Source organism: Streptomyces sp. NPDC034103 (genome assembly GCF_055575395.1).
In genome coordinates this window covers 394,952-415,152 of sequence record NZ_JBVISS010000007.1, presented here as the reverse complement: position 1 = coordinate 415,152, position 20,201 = coordinate 394,952, and the positions used below count along the sequence as shown (strand labels likewise).

Genomic DNA, 20,201 nt, shown 5'->3' with positions numbered 1-20,201 from the left:
GTAGTGGTCGATGTCCGAGCCGTCCCTCGCCGACGAATGGGGTCCCATGAGCAAGCGTGCAGTCCTGGAGGTGATCGCCCTCGACGTCGAGGACGCGCTCGCGGCCCAGACCGGTGGCGCGGACCGGCTGGAGCTGGTCACCGACATGGCGGCCGACGGCCTGACCCCGACCGTGGAGACCTTCGCCGGGATCCGCGCGGCCGTGGACATCCCCCTGCGGGTGATGCTCCGGCCGGCGGACGGGTTCGACGCGGGGGACGTCTCACGGGTGGTCCGGGTCGCGCGCGAGCTGCGCCGGGCCGGGGCGCAGGAGTTCGTGCTCGGCTTCCTCGACGCGCAGGGCGGCGTGGACGTGCACGCGGTGGAGCAGGTCGTGGCCGCGCTGGACGGCTGCCGGTGGACCTTTCACCGCGCGGTCGACCACGCCGCCGACCGGGACGCCCTGCGCAAGCAGCTGGACGGCCTGTCGGGACTGGACACCTACCTGACGGCCGGATCGCCGGCGGGGGTGGACGCCGGCCTCCCGACCCTCCTCGCGGAGGCGGCGAGGGCCGGGGAGCCCGGGTACGAGCAGCAGATCCTCGTGGGCGGCGGCCTGCGCCTTGACCACGTACCGGTGCTGCGGGCCGCGGGCATCGACGCCTTCCACATCGGCGGCGCGGCGCGACCGGGAGGCTGGGAGACGCCGGTGTCGGCGGCAGCGGTGGAGCAGTGGCGCCGCGTTCTTGACGCCGGGTGAGCGGGATTCGCCGCAGGCGCGGGTCGCGTCGAGGTGCGGTCAGGCCCCCCGGAAGCCCGGGCCCGGCAGCGGTCAGAGCTGCGCCGGCAGTGGTGTCGTGTGTGTGACGATCAGTCCCGACACCGCTCGGGTCAGGGCCACGTACAGTCGCCGCAAGCCCGTCCGCTCGTCCGGTTCCCCGGCCACCACCGCTGACGGCTCGTCCAGCACCACGTAGTCGTACTCCAGGCCCTTGGCCAGCGACGCCGGTACCAGCGTCAGCCGCGTCTCGGCGGTGGTCTCCTCACCGGGTGCCAGGTACCCGATCCCCGCCGACGCCAGCGCCGCGGCCAGCACCGGCACCCGCTCGTCCGCCGCGATCAGCCCGGTCGACCCCTCGTTGCCGAGCAACTCCTCGCACGCGGCGACCACTTCGGCCGTGTCGCCGATCTCGCGCAGGTCGAAGAACCCCGGGTTCTCGCGGACCGAGGCGACCGGGGTGAGCCCCGGCGCGATGTGCGGGAGCAGCCGGGAGGCGTAGGCGATGACGTCCGTGGGGACACGGAAACCGGCCGTCAGCTCCTCGATCACGCCGTCGGACTTGCCGAGGTGGGCCAGCGCCTCGGCCCAGCTCCGCGTCGCCCACGGAGTGGTGCCCTGTGCGAGGTCGCCGAGGACGGTCGCCGAACCGGTCGTGCAGCGGCGCCCCACCGCGCGGTACTGCATGGGGGACAGGTCCTGCGCCTCGTCCAGCACCACATGGCCCAGGGAGTGCGTGCGCTCGATCACGTCCCTCGCCTCGTCGATCAACACCGCGTCCGCCGCCGACCACTTGGCCGACTTCACGCTCCGGACGGGCTTCGCCCACAGGATCGTCCGCTGCTCGTCCTCGTCGAGGACCCCGTCCGCGTGCACGGCGAGGAAGTCCGCGTCCGTCAGCAGCCTCAGCACCAGCCTGGCCGGGTCGACGGGCGGCCAGATCGCCTTCACGGCCGCCTTCACCGCGCTGTTGCGGGCCACCGCGTCCTGCACTCGGTCGTCCGGAGCCTCCCCCGAGCGCTCCATCTGCACCAGCACGGCGTGCGCGATGCGCTGCGGGAGGGCCTCGCGGGCAGCCCCGTAGCGGATGTCACGGCCGAGCAACTCACGGACGATGGCCTCCAGTTCGTACGCCGGGACCCGCCAGCGCCGCGAGCCCCGCACGACGACGACCGGCTCGGTCGGCATGCTCACGTGCGCGTAGACGGCCCGCCGGACCACCTCCGCCATCCGGGCGTCGCCCTTGATGACCGCCGCCGCCGCGTCGTCGGTGCCCCGCACCTCCGCGCCACCGGCGACCAGGTCGTCCACAGTGGCCTGCTTCACCGCCAACTCGCCCAGCGCCGGGAGGACTTGCTCGATGTAGTGCAGGAAGGACCGGTTCGGCCCGATGACGAGGGTCCCCGTGCGGGCGAGCCGCTCCCGGTGGGCGTAGAGGAGATACGCGACCCGGTGCAGGCCGACGGCGGTCTTCCCGGTCCCCGGACCGCCCTGCACGCAGACCGTCCCGCCGAGCCCGGACCGTACGATCTCGTCCTGCTCGGGCTGGATGGTGGCGACGATGTCCCGCATCGGGCCGACGCGCGGCCGCTCGATCTCCTGCTGGAGGAGCTTGCTGGTGGTGGCGACCTCGTCGGGGTCGGAGAGGTGCTCGTCCTCGTACGCGGTCAGCTCGCCGCCGGTGTAGCCGAAGCGGCGCCTGAGAGCGACGTCCATCGGGTCCTTCTTGGACGCCCGGTAGAACGGCTGGGAGACCGGCGCGCGCCAGTCGATGACCATCGGGTCGCCGTCGTGGTCGTGGACGTGCCGGCGCCCGATGTAGAAGCGCTCGCCCTCGGCGCCCTCGGCCCGGTCCGCGCCGGGGGCGTGCAGGTAGTCGAGGCGGCCGAAGAAGAGCGGGGTGTCGCTGAGGTCGGCGAGGGCCTTGATGCGCTCGTCGATCTGGCGGGCGAGGACCTCGGCGTTGACCCAGTTCGCGGTCACGTCGCTGATGTCCAGCGACTCGACGTCCTCACGCATGGCGCGCAGGGCGGCGCGGGACGCGGCGAGGTGGGAGCGTTCGCGGCCGAGCGGGTCGTCGACGATCGTGGACAAGGGGGTGCCTCCGAAGGTGCTGCGGGCGTGAGCGGCTGCTGCTGCGAGATGCCGACCGGTTTCCGTCCGGCCGGCGGCGCTCCGAGGAGGAGGCGGGCAAGAGCGGGGATTCTAGGCGAGCCGGAGGGGCCGGAGCCAACGGATTTCCCGCGGACCGGCAGGCCCGCCCGTCCCGGATCCCCTAGGGGGTCACCCCTGCGTCGGGTGGGGGAGGCGCCACCCTGCGGGTGTACCCAGGTAGCAGGGCGGAAGGGGACCTGCGGCCGATGCCCTCTTCCTGCCTCGCGCGCCACCATGGAGACATGAGTGCAGCGACCTTCACCCCAGCCCCCCGTCGCCCGTCCGGAGCGACCCCCCTGTCCGGCGGCCACACCACCCACCTGCTCGGCGACGCCTTCCGCGCGGTCCGCGTCTTCGCGGGCGCCGCCTTCGACGTCGTCATACTCGGCGAGTACGGCGAGGAAGCCGGCGTCCGCCGCAAGTAACCGGCCCCGGCCTGCGGGCCTCCGGGCCCCGCCCCTGCGGCCCCCTGGCCTACGCCCTTGCGGGCCACGCCCCTGCGTGCTCCGGCCCACGCGCCTCGGTCCCCTGGCCCCACGCCCCTGCGGGCCTCCGGGCCACGCCCACGCGCCTCGGTCCCCTGGCCCACGCCCTGCGGGCCTCCGGGCCACGCCCTGCGGGCCCCTGGCCCACGGCCCCCGGGCCCACGGCCCCCGGGCCCACACCCCCCGGGCCCCCGGCCCACACTCCCCGCGGCCTCCGCCCCTCACCCCTCCGACAGCAGCTCGTCCGCGTCCACGATGCGGTAGGCGTACCCCTGCTCGGCCAGGAACCGCTGGCGGTGCGCGGCGAAGTCCTGGTCGATGGTGTCCCGGGCCACCACCGAGTAGAAGTGCGCCTGGTGCCCGTCCGCCTTCGGCCGCAGTACCCGGCCCAGCCGCTGCGCCTCCTCCTGCCGCGACCCGAACGTGCCCGACACCTGGATGGCGACCGTCGCCTCGGGCAGGTCGATGGAGAAGTTCGCCACCTTCGACACCACCAGCACGCTGATCTCGCCCTCCCGGAAGGCGCCGAAGAGCTTCTCGCGCTGCGCGTTGGACGTCTCGCCCTTGATCACGGGCGCGTTCAGATGCTCACCGAGCTCGTCGAGCTGGTCGATGTACTGCCCGATCACCAGGATCTGCTGCCCCGCGAACCGCTTGACCAGCGCCTCCGTGACCTTCCGCTTGGTCGCGGTCGTCGCACAGAAGCGGTACTTCTCCTCCTGCTCGGCCGTGGCGTAGGCGAGCCGCTCGGAGTCCGTGAGGTTGACGCGGACCTCGACACAGTCGGCGGGCGCGATGTACCCCTGCGCCTCGATCTCCTTCCAGGGCGCGTCGAACCGCTTGGGCCCGATGAGGGAGAACACGTCGGACTCCCGCCCGTCCTCGCGCACCAGGGTGGCCGTGAGGCCGAGGCGCCGCCGGGCCTGGAGATCGGCCGTGAACTTGAAGACGGGGGCCGGGAGCAGATGCACCTCGTCGTAGACGATCAGGCCCCAGTCCCGGGAGTCGAAGAGCTCCAGATGCGGATAGACACCCTTCCGCCGGGTGGTGAGCACCTGGTAGGTGGCGATGGTGACGGGCCGGATCTCCTTGCGGGTCCCGCTGTACTCGCCGATCTCCTCCTCGGTCAGCGAGGTCCGCTTCACCAGCTCGTGCTTCCACTGCCGGGCGGAGACGGTGTTGGTCACCAGAATCAAGGTCGTCGCCTTGGCCTGCGCCATGGACCCGGCGCCGACGAGGGTCTTGCCGGCACCGCAGGGCAGCACGACGACCCCGCTGCCGCCGTGCCAGAAGTTCTCCACGGCCTGCTTCTGGTACGGCCTGAGCGCCCACCCGTCCTCGGCCAGCTCGATCGGGTGCGCCTCGCCGTCGACGTACCCCGCGAGGTCCTCGGCCGGCCAGCCCAGCTTCAGCAGGGTCTGCTTGATCTGCCCCCGCTCGGAGGGGTGCACGACCACGGTGTTGGGGTCGAGGCGGGCGCCGACCAGCGGGATGATCCGCTTCGAGCGCAGGATCTCCTCCAGCACCGGCCGGTCGGTGGTGGTGAGCACCAGCCCGTGCGCGGGGTGCTTGCTGAGCGTGAGCCGCCCGTACCGGTCCATCGTCTCGGCGACGTCCACGAGCAGCGCGTGCGGCACCGGGTACCGGCTGTACTGCACCAGCGCGTCGACCACCTGCTCGGCGTCATGCCCGGCCGCGCGGGCGTTCCACAGCCCCAGCGGGGTCACCCGGTAGGTGTGGATGTGCTCCGGCGCCCGCTCCAGCTCCGCGAACGGCGCGATGGCCCGACGGCACTCGTCGGCCTGCTCGTGGTCGACCTCCAGAAGCAGAGTCTTGTCCGACTGGACGATCAGCGGTCCGTTCACGCGCGGCACACCCTTTCTACGGCCAAACCTCCAGTGTGCCGTACCGCGCGCCGAAGCGGTGGCCCCGTCGTGGGCAACCCTGGTCCCCCCTCGACCGTCTGACCTGGCGAGCGCCGCACGGGGCGCGGGGAGGGCGGTGGGCGCTGTGGCGGGGCTGTCGGTGCGCGGCTGGGTGACCGGCGGGGGCGCGGTGGGGGTGCTGGTGGTGACGGGCGCCTGGGTGATGGGACCGGCCGGGGTGGACGGCCGGCTGTGGGGCGAGGTGCGGCCGGTGATCGAGGCACGGCTCGCGGCGGACTCCCGGGGGAGCGGGTACGGCGAGGCGGTGCCGGGGATCGACGCGCGCTGGTTCTGCCGCGCGAAGGCGCTGGAGCTGGACGAGCGCGAGGGGCGGATACGGGCGGGCGTCAACACCCTGTGCATGGAGTACGGGGTCCACGACCACGCCCTCGTGGAGTGCGGCGGGGGCGCGTACCCGCAGGTGGTGCGGCTGACCCGGGAGGCGGACGGCGGCTTTCGCGTCGACTCCCTGGAGGAGCCGCCGGACGGCGCCGAGTACGCGGACTGGACGGAGGCGCACTTCGGGTTCCTCGCCGAGTCCGAGGCGGACACCCCGCTCTCCTCCGGGCCCCTGGAGGCGGCCGCCCGCGCCCACTTCGGCCTGCCGGCGGACGCCCCGGTCGGGGAGTGCTGACCGGGCCTAGTCGTCCGCCGGTTCCGCCAGTTCCGCCACTCCCGTGATGCGGTGCAAGGGGTATGTCCTCACCTCGTCCGCCGTGTGGTCGTACGCCGTCACGAAGCCGCCCTCCACCCGGATCGGGGCGACGACCCGCTGACTCGCGGTGCCCTCGGCGTTGACGTAACCGATCCACAGGGCCTCGCTGGTGAGGACGGCGGCCTGCATGGTGGCGAGGGTCTCGGCGGAGCTGGTGCGGGGGAGTTCGCCGGGGGCGGTGGTGGCGGGGCTCTCCTTGCGGGGGGTCGTGGCGGCCAGGTCGCCCGCCCGGATGGCGCGGACCGCGGCCGTGAGCAGGGTGGCGTCCGGGACCGGGGGGCCGTCCGGGACCGGTGCGGGGGCCGTGCGGGGCGGGGTGCGGTGGGCGTGGGCCCGGGCGATCAGGACGTCGCCCTCCGCCGACTCGGCGGCCGGCGCGAAGCCCATATGGCGCAGGCCCTCCAGGAGCGTGGCCGGGTCGACCTGGGCGGCCAGGACCGTGGGCGCCAGCCGGCGCAGGCCCAGACCGGCGGCCCGCTTGTCGGCGAGGATCTCGTTGAGCTGGGTGTCGTCGTCGCAGCGGACGTACGCGGAGGCCGCTCCCACCCGCAGGTGGCCGTGTCTGCGGGCCACGTCGTCGATCAGGTAGCTCAGCGGCTGGGGGACCGGCGTACGGGAGTGCGCGGCGAGGAAGGCGTGCAGGTCGGAGGCGGACCGGCCGGCGTCCAGGGCCCGGCGGACCGAGCCGGGCGTGAAGCGGTACACCGTCGCCCCGCCCTTCGACTCCACGTCCGCCAGCACACCCAGCACCTCGGCCAGGGGGCGGCGCAGCGGACCCGGGGCCACGGCGGTCAGGTCGGCCTGGAGCAGCACGTGGTCCAGCGGCTCGGGCAGGAGCGGCGCCAGCAGACGGGCGGCCGCGGCGGAGGCCACCGCCTGCTCGGGGCCCGCCAGGGGCTCGGGGGCGGGCGGCGTGTGATGGTGGACCGGGAGCTTGTCGCCGGGCCCGGACGGCTGCTCCCGCGTGGCCTTCGCGGGCGGCGCCCCCAGCAGGGCCCGGCCCTGCCCCGACAGCGCGCCCCGGCCCGTCACGCCCAGCAGCTCCGCCTCGCTCAGCGTCCACCGCGCGAGCCGTGAGCGCAGGTCGTCGTCGCGGTGCGGCCCGCGCAGCGGACGCTCCCAGCGCAACCGGGCCAGCACCGACTCCGCTGCCGGCGCGGCCCCCTCCGGCAGCGAGGCCAGCAGGGTCAGCACACGGTGGCGCACCTCCGGTGCCGCGCTGCGGTCGAGGCCGGGGCCCAGCGCGGACAGGGTGCGGTCCTTCGCGTCCCGGCCGCCGATCAGGCCCGCCGTCCGGGTCGCCGTCAGCCAGGTCCCGGCCAGGTGCGCCCAGCGCTCGGCCGCGGGGCGCTCCAGCCACTCGTCGTAGGCGGGGGTCGCCGCGTAGCGCTCCTCGGCCTCGCCGTCGGAGGCGATCAGGCCCGCCGCGTAGGCGAGTTCGACCCAGAACGCGGCGATCGGCTCGGAGACGTCGAGGGCGACCGCGGTGCGCTTGAGATCGCGCACGCTCAGACCGCCGGCGCGCAGGACCGCGGGCCCGCCCTCGTCCCAGTCCTTCAGCAGTTCCTCGACCGTCGCCAGGGCCGTGTACGCCTGGCCCGCCGCCGTCGCGTCCACCACCTGCGGGCGGTGGGCGGCCGCGGCCTCGACGGCCGGCGGCAGGGGCTCGGTGACGCGGTGCGCCAGACCGCCCCGCAGGTGCAGTGCCGCCTCCCGCGGCAGGACGACCGTCCCCGGCGCCGTCGGCAGCAGCAGCCCCAGGTCCAGCAGGCGCCGCAGCCTCGCCGCCGGGTCGGCGCTGACCTGCCCGTACGGCGGGCCCCACACCAGCCGCCGCAGCACCTCCAGGGAGTCCTCGGGCAGGCCGTCGAGCAGGGCCGTCATCCGCGCGCGGTCGGTGAACAGGGCCGTGAGCGCCGTCACCGCGGAGACCGAGTCGTGCGTCGACGGCAGACCAGCGGCCGTCACGATCTCCTGGATCCGGCCCGGCGACATCCCGGCCGTGGCCTCCCGCACCGTCGGCCCGAGCCCGGTGGGCGAGGGGTGCTGCGGCGAGGGCGCCAGCAGCTCCCGCGCGGTCCGCACCAGCCGCAGCCGGTCGTCCTCGCCCCACACCAGCGCCTGCTCGCGCAGGGTCCCGAGAGCACGGGGCAGCGCCCCGGTGACCACCGGGTCACCGGCGTCGCCCGCCAGCAGAGCGAGCAGTTCCTCGTGCGACGCCGGGTCCCCGGCGACCGCCAGCGCCTCCGCGGTCTGCAACGCGAACCGGTCCAGCCGCTCCAGCGCCCTGACCACCGAGGCCCGGGTCCCCGCCCGGGTCGCCAACTGGGTGAGGTCGGTGGGGACGGGGGTGATGAGATCGGGGCGGGCCCGCAGGAGAGCGCCGAGGGAGGCGTCGTCCCTTGCGCGCAGAGCCTCTGCGAGGGAGCGGGGCGGTGTGGCCGGGGTGCTCATCCGACCCACGGTAGCGGGTGGGCACGACAGCGAGTTCCGCGTCCACGGACCGGGGCACCCCCGCGCCCCGCCCGCGTACGGCCGCGCCGGGTGCCCTCCGCGTCGCGCGGCACGCGCCCCGTGCGGCTACGTCGGCCGGCCCGCGCGCGATACGGTCGTGCCCGGGGAATCAACGCGCCGCCCCCCGGAGGGACTTCGTGGGTATCGAGAGCGACCAGGTCGTCTACGAGTATCTGAGCCGCGTCGGTGACGTGGCCCAGCAGCGGCAGCTGCCGTCCGGCACCCGGATGCGGCTCGTGTCCGAGCTGCGCGACGAGATCGACCGGCGACGGGCCAAGACGCCCGTGGACAGCCCCGCGGCCGTGCGCCGGATCATCGCCCGGCTCGGCAGCCCGGACGACGTCGTCACCGCGGCGGGCGGCACCGGCGCCGCACCGCGGACCCCGGCCCCCGCCCCGCCCCCCACCGCCGTACCCGTGCAGCCGGACCGGGAGGGCGGGGAGAGCCGGGCCAAGGGGCTGCGCCGGATCGTGCCCAGGCCGCGCCCCGCCGAGCCCGTGCACGAGGCCTCCGTGCCGCCGCACCTCGCCGGGGAGGCGGAGATCGGGGACCGCTCGCGCCAGCCGGACTGGTGGCGCACGGACCCCACCCCGTTCGGGATCGGGGAAGCCGTACCGGCGGGGTTCGTGGGCGGTGTGGAGATCCCGGAGCTGCTCAAGCCCCCGCCGCCGAAGGAGGAGGAGCCCGGGCCGGTCCTGGAGAAGGCCGCCGTGCTCGAACCCGCGGTGGTCGAGGAGGCCCCCGCCGCGCGCCGCCGGTGGCTCTCCCTGCCCCGGGGGAGGTGGAGCAACCCGCTGCTGCTGATCGCCGCGGGCCTCCTCGTCGCCGGGGCGGTCCTCGGCAACCTCGTCGCCCTCCTCCTCGGCTGGCTCATCGCCTACGCCTCGCGGCGGCTGACCGACGCGGAGACCAAGTGGGCGGTGATGTTCCTGCCCGGACTCGCGCTCACCGCCGGGGTGGTGTGGCTGTGGGGCCGCGGCGAGGGCCGCTGGGGCGCGCCCATCGCCGAGGGGCAGATGAACGACGCGGTCGCCGACACCTGGCCGTGGGTGCTCCGGGGCGCGGCCGTCGCCTCGGCGCTGTTCCTCGTGTGGCGTTCGCAGAGGCGCCGGTAGGACGGTCGTACCCACTGGGCACAATGGCCCATATGGCCTCTGCACACGTCTGCGCCCCGACCGTCGGGTTCGATCTCGACATGACGCTCGTCGACTCCCGCCCCGGTATCCGCGCCTGCTTCCTGGAGCTGTCCGCGCGGACGGGCGTGTACGTCGACGCCGACCTCGTGGTGACCCGGCTCGGACCGCCGCTGGCGGACGAGCTGAGCAACTGGTTCCCGGCGGAACAGGTCCCCGCCATGGCCGACCTCTACCGGTCGCTGTACCCGTCGATCGCGATCGCCGCGACGACCGCGATGGCGGGCGCCCGCGAGGCCATCGCCGCCGTGCGGGCCGCCGGCGGCCGGGCGATCGTCGTGACCGCGAAGTACGCGCCCAACGCCAAGCTCCACGTGGAGCACCTCGGTCTCGACCCGGACGCGGTGATCGGCGACCTGTGGGCCGAGCAGAAGGCCGAGGCGCTGCGCGAGCACGGGGCGAGCGTCTACGTCGGCGACCACCTCGGCGACGTACGGGGCGCCCGGACCGCCGGGGCGCTCTCGGTCGCCGTGGCCACCGGCCCGTGCAGCGCGCAGGAGCTGGCCGAGGCCGGGGCGGACGTGATCATGGCCGACCTGACCGAGTTCCCGGCCTGGTTCGCCGGCTACCGTCCGGCCCGCGCCTGACGCCGCCCCGCCGCGACCGACCGGAGCACGCCCGCGCCGGCCATCAGAAAACCGACGCCCATCAGCATGCTCAGTCCGAACATGTACGTCGGAAAGGGCGTCGTCCCGAGGAGCAGCGGGGCCACGGTGACCAGTGTGGCCACCGCACCGATGAAGAACACGACGGCACCGGCGCGGATCAGTCGGTCACCGGGCGCGGCGGAATTCGTTTGGGTTTTGTCACGCACCGGACCAGGGTAGTTCCCTGCCCGGAGGAACAACCGGGCGACGTCTTGTCACCGGCCACAAGACCATTAGCCTTGGTACCGGCGGGTCCCGACGACCCGCCCCAGTGCTATCAAGAGCCGTTTCAGAAGCAGTTTTCCGACGAGTACGAGGACGAGGAACAGACGTGCCTACCGGCAAGGTCAAGTGGTTCAACAGTGAGAAGGGCTTCGGCTTTCTCTCCCGCGACGACGGCGGTGACGTCTTCGTCCATTCCTCGGTCCTCCCCGCCGGAGTCGAGAGCCTGAAGCCGGGCCAGCGGGTGGAGTTCGGAGTCGTCGCCGGACAACGCGGTGACCAGGCGCTTTCGGTCGTCGTCCTCGATCCGACACCGTCGGTCGCGGCCGCCACCCGCAAGAAGCCGGACGAGCTGGCCTCGATCGTGCAGGATCTGACGACCCTTCTCGAGAACATCACGCCGATGCTGGAGCGCGGGCGTTACCCCGACAAGGCCGCCGGAAAGAAGATCGCGGGTCTGCTGCGGGCGGTCGCCGACCAGCTCGACGTTTAGAGCAACTGTCCAAAAACCCTTGATTTCTAAGGGAATTCCAGTGCGTCCGGGCCGAGGGGCGGCACCAGCCCCTCGGCCGCCGCACGGGTGAGGAGTCCGCGGACCGCGGCATAGCCGTCCACGCCGAGATCGTGGGTGAACTCGTTGACGTACAGCCCGATGTGCTGGTCGGCGACGGACGGGTCCATCTCCTGGGCGTGTGCCATGACGTAGGGGCGGGAGACCTCGGGGTCGTCCCAGGCGGCGCGCACCGAGCGGCGGATGGCGTCGGCCAGGCCCGTCAGCGTCCGCGCGCCGAGGGAACGCTTCGCGATGATCGCGCCGAGCGGGATCGGCAGCCCGGTCGTCGCCTCCCAGTGCTCGCCCATGTCGGCGAGCTTGTGCAGCCCGTAGCCGTGGTAGGTGAAGCGGGCCTCGTGGATGACCAGTCCGGCGTCGACCTTCCCGTCGCGCACGGCGGGCATGATCTCGTGGAACGGCATGACGACGATCTCCCCGACCCCGCCGGGCAGGGTGTCGGCCGCCCAGAGCCGGAAGAGCAGATACGCCGTCGACCGCTCGGAGGGCACCGCGACCGTACGGCCCCTCAGGTCCACCCCGGCCTCCCGCGTCAGCACCAGCGGCCCGCAGCCCCGGCCCAGCGCGCCCCCGCAGGGCAGCAGGGCGTACTCGTCGAGGACGTAGGGCAGCACGGCGTACGACACCTTCAGGACGTCCCACTCGCCGCGCTCGGCCATGCCGTTGGTGAGGTCGATGTCCGCGAACGTCACGTCCAGCTCGGGCGCGTCGGGGAGACGGCCGTGGGCGAGGGCGTCGAAGACGAAGGTGTCGTTCGGGCAGGGGGAGTAAGCGATCTGAAGGCTCATGACTGGTTCCAACTCTCCAGTACGGGCGCGAGCTTCCCGAAGCCCTCGGTCAGGGCGGCCAGGGCGTCCGGGATGCGCCAGGCGGCACGGTCGCGGGGACCGACGGGATTGGACACGGCCCGCACCTCCAGCACGGGCACCCCGTGCAGCGCGGCGGCCTCGGCCACCCCGAAGCCCTCCATGGCCTCGGCCAGGGCGGTGGGGTGGCGGGCGCGGAGCGCGGCGGCGCGGGCGGCGGTGCCGGTGACGGTGGAGACGGTGAGCACGGCACCGCGGCGGGCCCCGGTGGCGGCCACGGCGTCCCGTACGAGGGCCTCGGGCGGACGGTGGGTGACGGTCCCGAAGCCCAGCTCGGTCACGGGCAGGAACCCCTCGGCGGTCTCGGCGCCGAGGTCGGCCGCGGTGATCTCGTCGGCGACCACGAGGCAGCCGACGGGGGCCTCGGGCTGGAAGCCGCCGGCGATCCCCGCGGAGACGACCAGGCCGTAGGGGGTGCCCGCCAGGGCGGTGGCCGTGGTGGCGGCGGCGAGCGCGGGACCCACCCCGGCGGCGATGACGTCGACCGTCGGGGCCGTCGTCCCCGTGAACGCGCGGGCCACCGCGTCCCGTTCTACGGGGACCGCGGTGGCCACGAGGACGCGCATCGGTTGGGTACGGCTCAGGCGTCGTCGTTGACGAGCTTGAAGTTCCACACGCCCTCGTACTGCTTGCTGGTGCCTTCCTTGCCCGGCTTGTTCTGCTGGACGATGCTGATGTACAGCTGCTTGGGCGCGGCCTGGCCCTGCTGCTCGGAGAAGAGGTCGACGCCCTGGAAGGAGTAGTACGTCTTCTTGTAGACCGGCGTGACCTGCTGGCCGTTGATCCACAGCGCCCAGCCGGTGTCCGCGATCTCAGGGTCGACGCCGATGCGCAGGGTCTCGCTCTGCGGCACGTCGATGGAGTCGGAGGATTTCTTCAGGGCGCACTTGGTGGCCTTCTCCTGGCCCAGGTTGTCGCCGCCGTCGTAGCACTCGGCCTCGGCGCTCACCGAGCTGTCGCCGACCGTGACGGTGGCTCGCGGGGTCGGCTTGTCGCAGGCCGACAGGACGAGCAGTCCGGCGGAAACGGCGCCGGCGACGGCGACGGCGCGGCGGCGTCGCACAACGGATCGCATCATGGTCATGGCCGAAGGCTATCGGGCGCCTTCACCGGCATCGCCATGTGGGGTGCGGCGTGCCGTGCGTTACGCCACGCGCGTGCGGGTGCCGCCGCCGTGCCGGGCCGAGCTCAGCAGCCCTCTGGCCGTCGTCAGCCAGCCCGCGGCGACGGCCACGGCGGCCACCGACAGGCCCAGCGAGCCGTTCAGCGGCATCACGATCCCGACCGCGCCGCCGAACACCCAGGACACCTGGAGCAGCGTCTCGGAGCGGGCGAACGCCGACGTGCGGACCTGCTCGGGCACGTCCCGCTGGATCAGCGCGTCCAGGGACAGCTTGGACAGCGCCTGCGCGAACCCGGCGACCGCGGCGAGGACGGCCACCAGGAACGCCCCGAAGAAGATCGCCGCGGTGATCGCGACACCGAGGACGAACGCGACGACGGTCACGATGAGCAGCTCGGGCGCGCGTTGCCGCAGCCATGCCCCGACCGCGGTGCCCAGCGCGTTGCCGACGCCGGCCGAGACGACCACCAGGCCCAGCGACACCGCGGCGCTCTGCCCGGACAGCGGGTGTTCGCGCAGCAGGAACGCCAGGAAAAAGGTCAGGAACCCGGACAGGAAGCGCAGGGAGGCGTTCGCGCCGAGGGCGTGGGTGACGGCGATGCCGACCGTGCGCAGCCCGGGGCGTTTGACCGGGTGGCGGTGCGGGCCGTGCAGGTGGTCCTTGTCCGCGGCGAGCAGCGCGATGTCCTCGCCCTTGGCGGAGTCGACCTTCGGCGGCAGCGTGAAGGACAGGAACATCCCCACCAGGAAGATGACGAAGGCGCCGTAGAGCGGCCAGCGCGGTCCGAGCGACTGGAGTCCCGCGGCGATCGGCGCGGCGATCGCGGTGGCGAGGAGTCCGCCGAGGGTGACCCGGGAGTTGGCCTTCACCAGGGAGAAGCGGGGTGGCAGCAGGCGGGGCACGACCGCGCTTCTGACCACGCCGTACGCCTTGGAGGAGACCAGGACGCCCAGGGCCGCCGGGTACATCTCGATGCTGCCGGTGGCCACCGCCCCGGCCAGCACCAGCGCGAGCAGCGCCCGGGCCAGCATGGCGCCCGCCATCGCGGCCCGGCGGCCGTGCGGCAGGCGGTCCAGGAGCGGGCCGATCACCGGGGCGAGCACGGTGAAGGGGGCCATGGTGATGGCGAGGTAGAGCGCGACACGCCCGCGTGCCTCGTCGGTGGGGACGGAGAAGAAGACCGTGGAGGCGAGGGCGACCGTGATCATCACATCGCCGGCGCCGTTCACACCGTGCAGTTCGATCAGCTTGCCGAGGCCGGACTCGCCGGCTCCGTGCGCGTGGGTGGCCTTGCGGATGCCGCGGGCGGGGCCGGTGAACGGCAGGTGCAGGGCGCGGCCGACCGAGCGGAAGGAGCCGCGCGCCCGGCCCGTGCCGGTGCGTCGGCTGCTTCCCTTGAGCCCTTTGGCCCCACCGGTCCCGGTGGCTCCTTGGGGTGTCTTCGCGGTTGCCACGACGTCATAGTGCCCCGACTGAGGGGTTTGTAGTGCCGTTACCGCGCGTATGGCCGCGCGTTCGCGGACGTGCTGTGGCCATACCGAGACCGGTGGGCGGGTGGCAAACGTCCCGTCGGTGTAGGCCGAGCGCACGCGAACAGGTAGCGTGCGTATCTCAGCCATCCCGCACAATGGGTGGCACAGGTGCGCCCGAGCGCGAGCGGGCGTGGACGTCGACGCGGTCCCCCGGTCCGCTCCGTCCGCCCCCTCGCCACCGGCGTACGCACCACAGTGACGGCGTAGGAGAGAAGCGATACCTGTGAGCGCAGCGACCACGCGAAGCCGCACCCCCGACCGCCTGTGCGCCGAGGCGGTCGACCTCGCCCGCACCGCAGCGGAGGAGGCGGCGGCGCCCGGCGTCGTCGGTGAGCACGCGGGCCTTGAGTCCGAGGGCGACCGGGTCGTCACGCACTTCTTCGAGTGCAAGGAACTCGGCTACCGGGGCTGGCGCTGGGCGGTCACCGTCGCGCGGGCCTCCCGGGCGAAGATCGTGACCCTCGACGAGGTCGTGCTGCTGCCCGGCCCCGACGCGCTGCTCGCCCCCGAGTGGGTGCCGTGGAGCGAGCGGCTGCGCCCCGGGGACATGGGGCCGGGGGATCTGCTGCCCACCGACGCCGAGGACCTCCGTCTGGAGCCCGGTTACTCCGGCGGGGACGAGCCGGTGCCGAGCGCCGCCGTCTCCGAGGAGATGGCCGAGCTGGTGGAGGCCGAGGACGCGGACATCACCTCGGGCTCGCCGGCGCACCTGCCCGTGGTGCCCGCGCGCGGTTCGATCGCCGCCGTCGCGGAGGAGCTGGGCATGCGTCGCGCCCGGGTCCTGTCCCGCTACGGGCTGCACATCGCCGCCGACCGCTGGGAGGAGTCCTACGGCGCCAAGACCCCCATGGCCCAGGCGGCCCCCGCGACCTGTGCCAGCTGCGGCTTCCTCCAGCCGATCGGCGGCTCCCTCGGCCAGGCCTTCGGTGTCTGCGCCAACGAGTTCGCCCCCGCGGACGGCCGGGTGGTGTCGCTCGCGTACGGCTGCGGCGGCCACTCCGAGGCCGCGGTCATGCCGACGCCGCCGCGTCCGGCGGCGCCGGTGATCGACGAGACGAAGGTGGACCCCTTCCCGCTGCGCCCGGCCCCGGACTCGGGCTCGGTCCCGGCGCTCGCGGACGAGGAGTCGGCGGAACTGGGCCACTCGTAGGCCCGCGGCCGGTCCGTGTTTCTGAGCCGGTCCGGCGTTTGAGGACGAGGCCCGTTCAGGACCGGCAGCGGGGGTCCGGGGTCGGCAGCCCCCGGTGGGGGACCCTCCTCTGGGGGAGGGACGGGCGGGGGCGGCGGGGGCGAGACCGCGTTCAGCGGCGGCTTTGCCGTGGGCGCGCGGCCGCCCGGGCCGGACAAGGCTTCCCCGATCTACGACCCCCTCTCCTCGCGGTACCTTCGACCCCACGCCGACGAGGAGAGTGTTGAACGTGAGCAAGTTCGTGCGGCCCGCTGCCGAGGGTGCCGACCCGTTCGGGACCGCCCGTCTGAGGCGGGGTGTGCTCGACGCCTGGGCCACCAGCCCCGCCCGGTTCCGGGAGGACGCCAACGCCGAGGAGGACCTCGTCCTCGGCGGGTACCGGGACCGGCTGGTCGTGGAGCTCGCCCAGAACGCGGCCGACGCCGCCGCCAGGGCGAACGTGCCCGGACGGCTCCGGCTCACCCTCCGCGAGGGTGTGCTCGTCGCCGCCAACACCGGCGCCCCGCTGGACGCCGCCGGTGTCGAGTCGCTCTCCACGCTGCGCGCCTCCGCCAAGCGGGACACCCCCTCCATCGGCCGCTTCGGCGTCGGGTTCGCCGCCGTGCTCGCCGTCACCGACGAGCCCGCCGTCGTCGGCCGGCACGGAGGCGTGCGCTGGTCCCTGGCCGAGGCCCGGGAGCTGGCCGCCGACGTCGCCCGGCACAGCCCGGGGCTCGGGGACGAGATCCGGCGCCGCGACGGGCACGTCCCGCTGCTCCGGCTGCCGTTCGCCGCCGAGGGCAGCGCCCCCGACCCCTACGACACCGCCGTCATCCTGCCGCTGCGCGACCCGGCCGCCGCGGACCTCGCCGAGCGGCTCCTGGACGCCGTCGACGACGCCCTGCTGCTCGCTCTGCCCGGGCTGGAGGAGGTGGTGATCGAGACCGACACCACCCGGACCCTGCGCCGCGGCACCGACGGCGCCTTCACCGTGGTGGAGGACTCCCGGGCGGGCGTGACCCGGTGGCGGGTGGCCGCCTCGCACGGGCCGCTGACGCCCGACCTCCTCGCCGACCGTCCCGTCGAGGAACGGCAGCGGCCGCACTGGTCGGTCACCTGGGCCGTGCCCGCCGACGCCGACGGCACCCCCGTCCGCCCCCGCACCAGCCCGGTCGTGCACGCCCCCACGCCCAGCGACGAGCCGCTCGGGGTGCCCGCGCTGCTCATCGCCTCCTTCCCGCTGGACCCCACCCGCCGGCACGCGGCGCCCGGTCCGCTGACCGACTTCGTGGTGCAGCGCGCGGCCGACGCCTACGCCGAACTGCTCGGCGCGTGGCGGCCGGTGACCGCCGGCGCCATCGACCTGGTGCCCGGTCCGCTCGGCAAGGGCGAGCTGGACGGGGCGCTGCGGCAGGCGATCCTGGAGCGGCTGCCGAGGACCGCGTTCCTGCCGCCGGCCCTGGCGCCCGGCGAGGACGACGACCTGCCCGAGGCGCTGCGCCCGAGGGAGGCGGAGGTGGTGGAGGGCGCCGGCGCCGACACCGTGCGCGTCCTCGCCGAGGTGCTGCCCACCCTCCTGCCCGCCGGTCTGGAACGCCGGGTGGAACTGCGCACCCTGGGCGTCGCCCGTATCCCGCTCACCGACGCCGTCGACCGGCTCGCCGGGCTGGAGAAGGAGCCGGGCTGGTGGCAGCGGCTGTACGACAGCCTCGCCGGGGTCGACCCCGACCGGCTGTCCGGGCTGCCCGTGCCCCTGGCCGACGGCCGTACGACCATCGGGCCCCGGCAGGTCCTGCTGCCCACCGCCGACAGCGGTGCCGTCGAGCCGGCGCTGCTCGCCCGGCTCGGCCTGAAGGTCGCCCACCCGGACGCCGCGCATCCGCTGCTGGAGAAGCTGGGCGCGCTGCCCGCCTCGCCGCGCGCGGTGCTGACCACCCCGCAGGTGCGGGCCGCGGTCGCCGCGTCGCTGGACGACGACGGCGGGGCGTGGGACGAGGACACCCTGGACGCGGAGGAGCTGGCCGACACCGTCCTCGCGCTCGTCCGGGACGCGGGCCTGGAGCCCGGTGACGAGCCCTGGCTCGGTGCGCTCGCGCTGCCCGACGAGGACGGCGAGTTGGCGCCCGCGGGCGAACTGGTCCTTCCCGGCAGCCCGTTCGCGCAGGTGATCCGCGAGGGTGAACTGGCCGCCGTGGACGCCGAGCTGGCGGAGCGCTGGGGGGAGCAGCCGCTGGCCGCCTGCGGTGTGCTCGCCGACTTCGCGCTCGTCCGCGCCACCGACGTGGTCCTCGACCCGGACGAACTGGATCCGCGCGACGGGGACTTCGCCGAGCCCGACGACGCCGGACTGCTGGACGCCGTGGACGTGTGGAGCGAGGACGTCCTGGACCGCTTCCCCGACTCGCCGGTGCCGCCGGTCGCCACCGAACTGGTCGCGGTGCGCGATCTGGACCTGGTGGACGAGGAGTGCTGGCCGCAGGCGCTCGCGATGCTCGCCCGGCCGCCGCTGCGGGACGCGCTCACCCAGCAGGTGCGGATCCTGCTGCCGGACGGCACCCATGAGCTCGTACGGCCTTACACGGCCTGGTGGTTGCGCGGGCACCCGGTGCTCGACGGCCGCCGCCCGGCCGGTCTGCTGGCCGCCGGGGGAGACCCGCTGCTGCGGGGCCTGTACGACGAGGCCGACGCGACCGGCTTCGACGACGAGCAGGTCCTGCGGGCGCTCGGGGTCCGCACGTCGGTGGCGGCGCTGCTGGACGAGCCGGGTGGGGCGGCGGAGCTGCTGGACCGCCTGGCCGACCCCTCGCGCGTGGTGACCGGGGCTCAACTGCACGCCCTCTACGGTGCGTTGGCCGACCTGGACCCTGAGCAGGTCACCCTGCCCGACGAGTTGCGAGCCGTCGTGGACGGGCGGGTGGAGGTGGTGGACGCGGCCGACGCCGTGGTCGTCGACTCGCCCGACCTGCTGCCCTTCACCGCGGGCGTGCCGCTGCTGCCCGTACGGTCCGCGCGGGCCGCCGAGTTGGCGGAGCTGTTCCAGGTGCGGCGGCTGAGCGAGTCGGTCACCGGGTCGGTGGACTCCGAGGGCGCCGAGCACGACGTGCCGGAGTCCGTACGGGTGCTGCTCGGACCGCGGACACCGGAGACCTACGTCGAGCACGAGGAACTCCTCGTGGACGGGGTGGAGTTGGACTGGCGGCTGACCAACGACGCTGTCCTGCACGCCTCGACGCTCGAAGGCGTGGCCGCGGGGCTGGCCTGGGCGGCGGGGCAGTGGCCGCGGCGGTTCGAGGTGGGGGCGCTGCTGGAAGATCCGTCGCGGACGGAGGAGTTGGCGCGGGACCGGTGGTTCGACTGACCGGACAGCTTCCGGAATCTTGAAATTTCTCGCACAAATTTCTCACCACCCGTACAACCATTCACTCCCGTCATGAATCTGATCATGTGAGTCAACAGACTCCTTGATCACTTGGGCCCCGGCGTGTGGGCGATCGCCGTGGGGGACGACGACCGTCGGGGCCCTTTCGCCACACGGGGATCGCATGCGTATTCGAGCCATCGGGGCGGCCGCCATCGGCGCCCTGGCCCTGTCCGTCCTGGCCGTGCCCGCCGCGCAGGCGGACGGCAGCCTGGGCGACACCACGATCACCAAGGTCGTCGTCGACGGCGACAACAAGGCGTCCGTCGGCATCTCGGACGTGAAGACCATCAAGGTCAGCGTCACGGCCAAGGACGACTCCGGTATCGCCGGCGCCCAGGAGTTCTCCCTCACGGGCCCGGGCTACGGCTTCCTCACCACCGGCAAGCCGACCTGCACCGCGTCCAGCGCCACCACCTCGACCTGCACCGCGTCGGTGACGGTGGACCCGAGGACGGACTACCTCAGCAACGCCAGCGCCGGCACGTGGTACGTGGACGCGTGGATCGACGCCAAGGACGACGACTACGTCTGGACGGAGAAGGCCGGGTCCTTCACGTTCCAGCGGGCCGCCAAGCTGACGGCCAACGCCTCTCCGGAGCCGGTGAAGAAGGGCAAGACCATCACGGTCACCGGCAAGCTCTCCCGCGCCAACTGGGAGTCGCTGGCGTACTCGGGCTACTCCGGCCAGTCCGTCAAGCTCCAGTTCCGCAAGAAGAGCGCCAGCACCTACACCACGGTCAAGACCATCAAGTCGAACTCGACGGGCAACCTGAGCACCACGGTCACCGCGTCGGTCGACGGCTACTACCGCTATGTCTTCGCGGGCACCACGACCACCGCGGCGGTCAACGCCACCGGTGACCTCATCGACGTGCAGTAAGCGACAGCGGTCGACGTCTCTCCACCG

The 20,201-nt window shown here is 73.9% G+C and carries 17 protein-coding genes; 9 read left to right on the top strand and 8 right to left on the bottom strand.

What is annotated here, in order from left to right; all coding sequences use genetic code 11:
- The first annotated feature begins 46 nt into the window (after positions 1–46).
- The gene (locus ACZ56U_RS18210; RefSeq protein ID WP_469084993.1) at positions 47–739 is read left to right on the top strand and encodes a copper homeostasis protein CutC; all 693 of its coding nucleotides are present in this window, start codon (positions 47–49) and stop codon (positions 737–739) included.
- A gap of 72 nt (positions 740–811) precedes the next feature.
- Here the strand turns inward: ACZ56U_RS18210 and ACZ56U_RS18205 are convergent, their stop codons facing one another.
- Positions 812–2,851: a HelD family protein gene (locus ACZ56U_RS18205; RefSeq protein WP_469084992.1), complete on the bottom strand. Its 2,040-nt coding sequence runs from the start codon at positions 2,849–2,851 to the stop codon at positions 812–814.
- A 302-nt stretch (positions 2,852–3,153) separates the two neighbouring features.
- Between ACZ56U_RS18205 and ACZ56U_RS18200 the strand changes: the two genes are divergently transcribed.
- Entirely contained in the window at positions 3,154–3,336 is a 183-nt protein-coding gene (locus ACZ56U_RS18200) for a hypothetical protein (protein WP_469084991.1), read from the top strand.
- A gap of 281 nt (positions 3,337–3,617) precedes the next feature.
- Here ACZ56U_RS18200 and ACZ56U_RS18195 read toward each other — a convergent pair whose 3' ends face one another.
- Positions 3,618–5,261, bottom strand: a complete 1,644-nt coding sequence (locus ACZ56U_RS18195) for a DNA repair helicase XPB (protein WP_469084990.1) — start codon at positions 5,259–5,261, stop codon at positions 3,618–3,620.
- Between the two features lie 136 nt (positions 5,262–5,397).
- Between ACZ56U_RS18195 and ACZ56U_RS18190 the strand changes: the two genes are divergently transcribed.
- Positions 5,398–5,955, top strand: a complete 558-nt coding sequence (locus ACZ56U_RS18190) for a hypothetical protein (RefSeq protein ID WP_469084989.1) — start codon at positions 5,398–5,400, stop codon at positions 5,953–5,955.
- A 6-nt stretch (positions 5,956–5,961) separates the two neighbouring features.
- Here the strand turns inward: ACZ56U_RS18190 and ACZ56U_RS18185 are convergent, their stop codons facing one another.
- Entirely contained in the window at positions 5,962–8,490 is a 2,529-nt protein-coding gene (locus tag ACZ56U_RS18185; RefSeq protein WP_469084988.1) for a helicase-associated domain-containing protein, read from the bottom strand.
- Between the two features lie 197 nt (positions 8,491–8,687).
- Here ACZ56U_RS18185 and ACZ56U_RS18180 point away from each other — a divergent pair, with 197 nt between their 5' ends.
- Positions 8,688–9,665, top strand: a complete 978-nt coding sequence (locus tag ACZ56U_RS18180) for a hypothetical protein (RefSeq protein ID WP_469084987.1) — start codon at positions 8,688–8,690, stop codon at positions 9,663–9,665.
- A gap of 32 nt (positions 9,666–9,697) precedes the next feature.
- On the top strand, positions 9,698–10,330 hold the full coding sequence (locus tag ACZ56U_RS18175) for an HAD family hydrolase (RefSeq protein ID WP_469084986.1): 633 nt from the start codon (positions 9,698–9,700) through the stop codon (positions 10,328–10,330).
- Here ACZ56U_RS18175 and ACZ56U_RS18170 read toward each other — a convergent pair.
- Positions 10,309–10,557 carry a hypothetical protein gene (locus ACZ56U_RS18170; protein WP_469084985.1) on the bottom strand — a complete coding sequence of 83 codons (249 nt, stop codon included), beginning with the start codon at positions 10,555–10,557 and terminating at the stop codon, positions 10,309–10,311. The two genes, ACZ56U_RS18175 and ACZ56U_RS18170, sit on opposite strands and share 22 nt — an antisense overlap.
- Before the next feature lie 164 nt (positions 10,558–10,721).
- Here ACZ56U_RS18170 and ACZ56U_RS18165 point away from each other — a divergent pair, with 164 nt between their 5' ends.
- Positions 10,722–11,105: a cold-shock protein gene (locus ACZ56U_RS18165; RefSeq protein WP_361518438.1), complete on the top strand. Its 384-nt coding sequence runs from the start codon at positions 10,722–10,724 to the stop codon at positions 11,103–11,105.
- Positions 11,106–11,131: 26 nt separating this feature from the next.
- Here the strand turns inward: ACZ56U_RS18165 and ACZ56U_RS18160 are convergent, their stop codons facing one another.
- From ACZ56U_RS18160 to ACZ56U_RS18145, 4 genes are read right to left on the bottom strand one after another with little or no spacing between them, the layout of a single operon-like run.
- Positions 11,132–11,971, bottom strand: a complete 840-nt coding sequence (locus ACZ56U_RS18160; protein ID WP_469084984.1) for a 1,4-dihydroxy-6-naphthoate synthase — start codon at positions 11,969–11,971, stop codon at positions 11,132–11,134.
- The gene (locus ACZ56U_RS18155; RefSeq protein ID WP_469084983.1) at positions 11,968–12,615 is read right to left on the bottom strand and encodes a futalosine hydrolase; all 648 of its coding nucleotides are present in this window, start codon (positions 12,613–12,615) and stop codon (positions 11,968–11,970) included. Before ACZ56U_RS18155 ends, ACZ56U_RS18160 begins: the two co-directional genes overlap by 4 nt.
- Positions 12,616–12,629: 14 nt before the next feature.
- Complete coding sequence (locus ACZ56U_RS18150) at positions 12,630–13,133, bottom strand: hypothetical protein (protein ID WP_469084982.1); 504 nt, start codon at positions 13,131–13,133, stop codon at positions 12,630–12,632.
- 60 nt (positions 13,134–13,193) lie between these two features.
- Complete coding sequence (locus ACZ56U_RS18145) at positions 13,194–14,627, bottom strand: MFS transporter (protein WP_469084981.1); 1,434 nt, start codon at positions 14,625–14,627, stop codon at positions 13,194–13,196.
- A 301-nt stretch (positions 14,628–14,928) separates the two neighbouring features.
- Here ACZ56U_RS18145 and ACZ56U_RS18140 point away from each other — a divergent pair, with 301 nt between their 5' ends.
- The 3 genes from ACZ56U_RS18140 (at position 14,929) to ACZ56U_RS18130 (ending at position 20,174) form a co-directional block, all read left to right on the top strand.
- Complete coding sequence (locus ACZ56U_RS18140; protein WP_469084980.1) at positions 14,929–15,855, top strand: DUF3027 domain-containing protein; 927 nt, start codon at positions 14,929–14,931, stop codon at positions 15,853–15,855.
- 268 nt (positions 15,856–16,123) lie between these two features.
- Complete coding sequence (locus ACZ56U_RS18135; protein ID WP_469084979.1) at positions 16,124–19,231, top strand: sacsin N-terminal ATP-binding-like domain-containing protein; 3,108 nt, start codon at positions 16,124–16,126, stop codon at positions 19,229–19,231.
- 184 nt (positions 19,232–19,415) lie between these two features.
- Positions 19,416–20,174, top strand: coding sequence for a calcium-binding protein (locus tag ACZ56U_RS18130; RefSeq protein WP_469084978.1), 759 nt, complete (start codon positions 19,416–19,418; stop codon positions 20,172–20,174).
- The last annotated feature ends 27 nt before the right edge of the window (positions 20,175–20,201 follow it).

Bases quoted from the DNA above. Each gene is read 5' to 3' on its own strand.
- ACZ56U_RS18200 (WP_469084991.1), top strand. From the start codon at position 3,154: ATGAGTGCAGCGACCTTCACCCCAGCCCCCCGTCGCCCGTCCGGAGCG.
- ACZ56U_RS18150 (WP_469084982.1), bottom strand. From the start codon at position 13,133: ATGACCATGATGCGATCCGTTGTGCGACGCCGCCGCGCCGTCGCCGTC.
- ACZ56U_RS18155 (WP_469084983.1), bottom strand. From the start codon at position 12,615: ATGCGCGTCCTCGTGGCCACCGCGGTCCCCGTAGAACGGGACGCGGTG.
- ACZ56U_RS18210 (WP_469084993.1), top strand. From the start codon at position 47: ATGAGCAAGCGTGCAGTCCTGGAGGTGATCGCCCTCGACGTCGAGGAC.
- ACZ56U_RS18130 (WP_469084978.1), top strand. From the start codon at position 19,416: ATGCGTATTCGAGCCATCGGGGCGGCCGCCATCGGCGCCCTGGCCCTG.
- ACZ56U_RS18175 (WP_469084986.1), top strand. From the start codon at position 9,698: ATGGCCTCTGCACACGTCTGCGCCCCGACCGTCGGGTTCGATCTCGAC.
- ACZ56U_RS18160 (WP_469084984.1), bottom strand. From the start codon at position 11,971: ATGAGCCTTCAGATCGCTTACTCCCCCTGCCCGAACGACACCTTCGTC.
- ACZ56U_RS18185 (WP_469084988.1), bottom strand. From the start codon at position 8,490: ATGAGCACCCCGGCCACACCGCCCCGCTCCCTCGCAGAGGCTCTGCGC.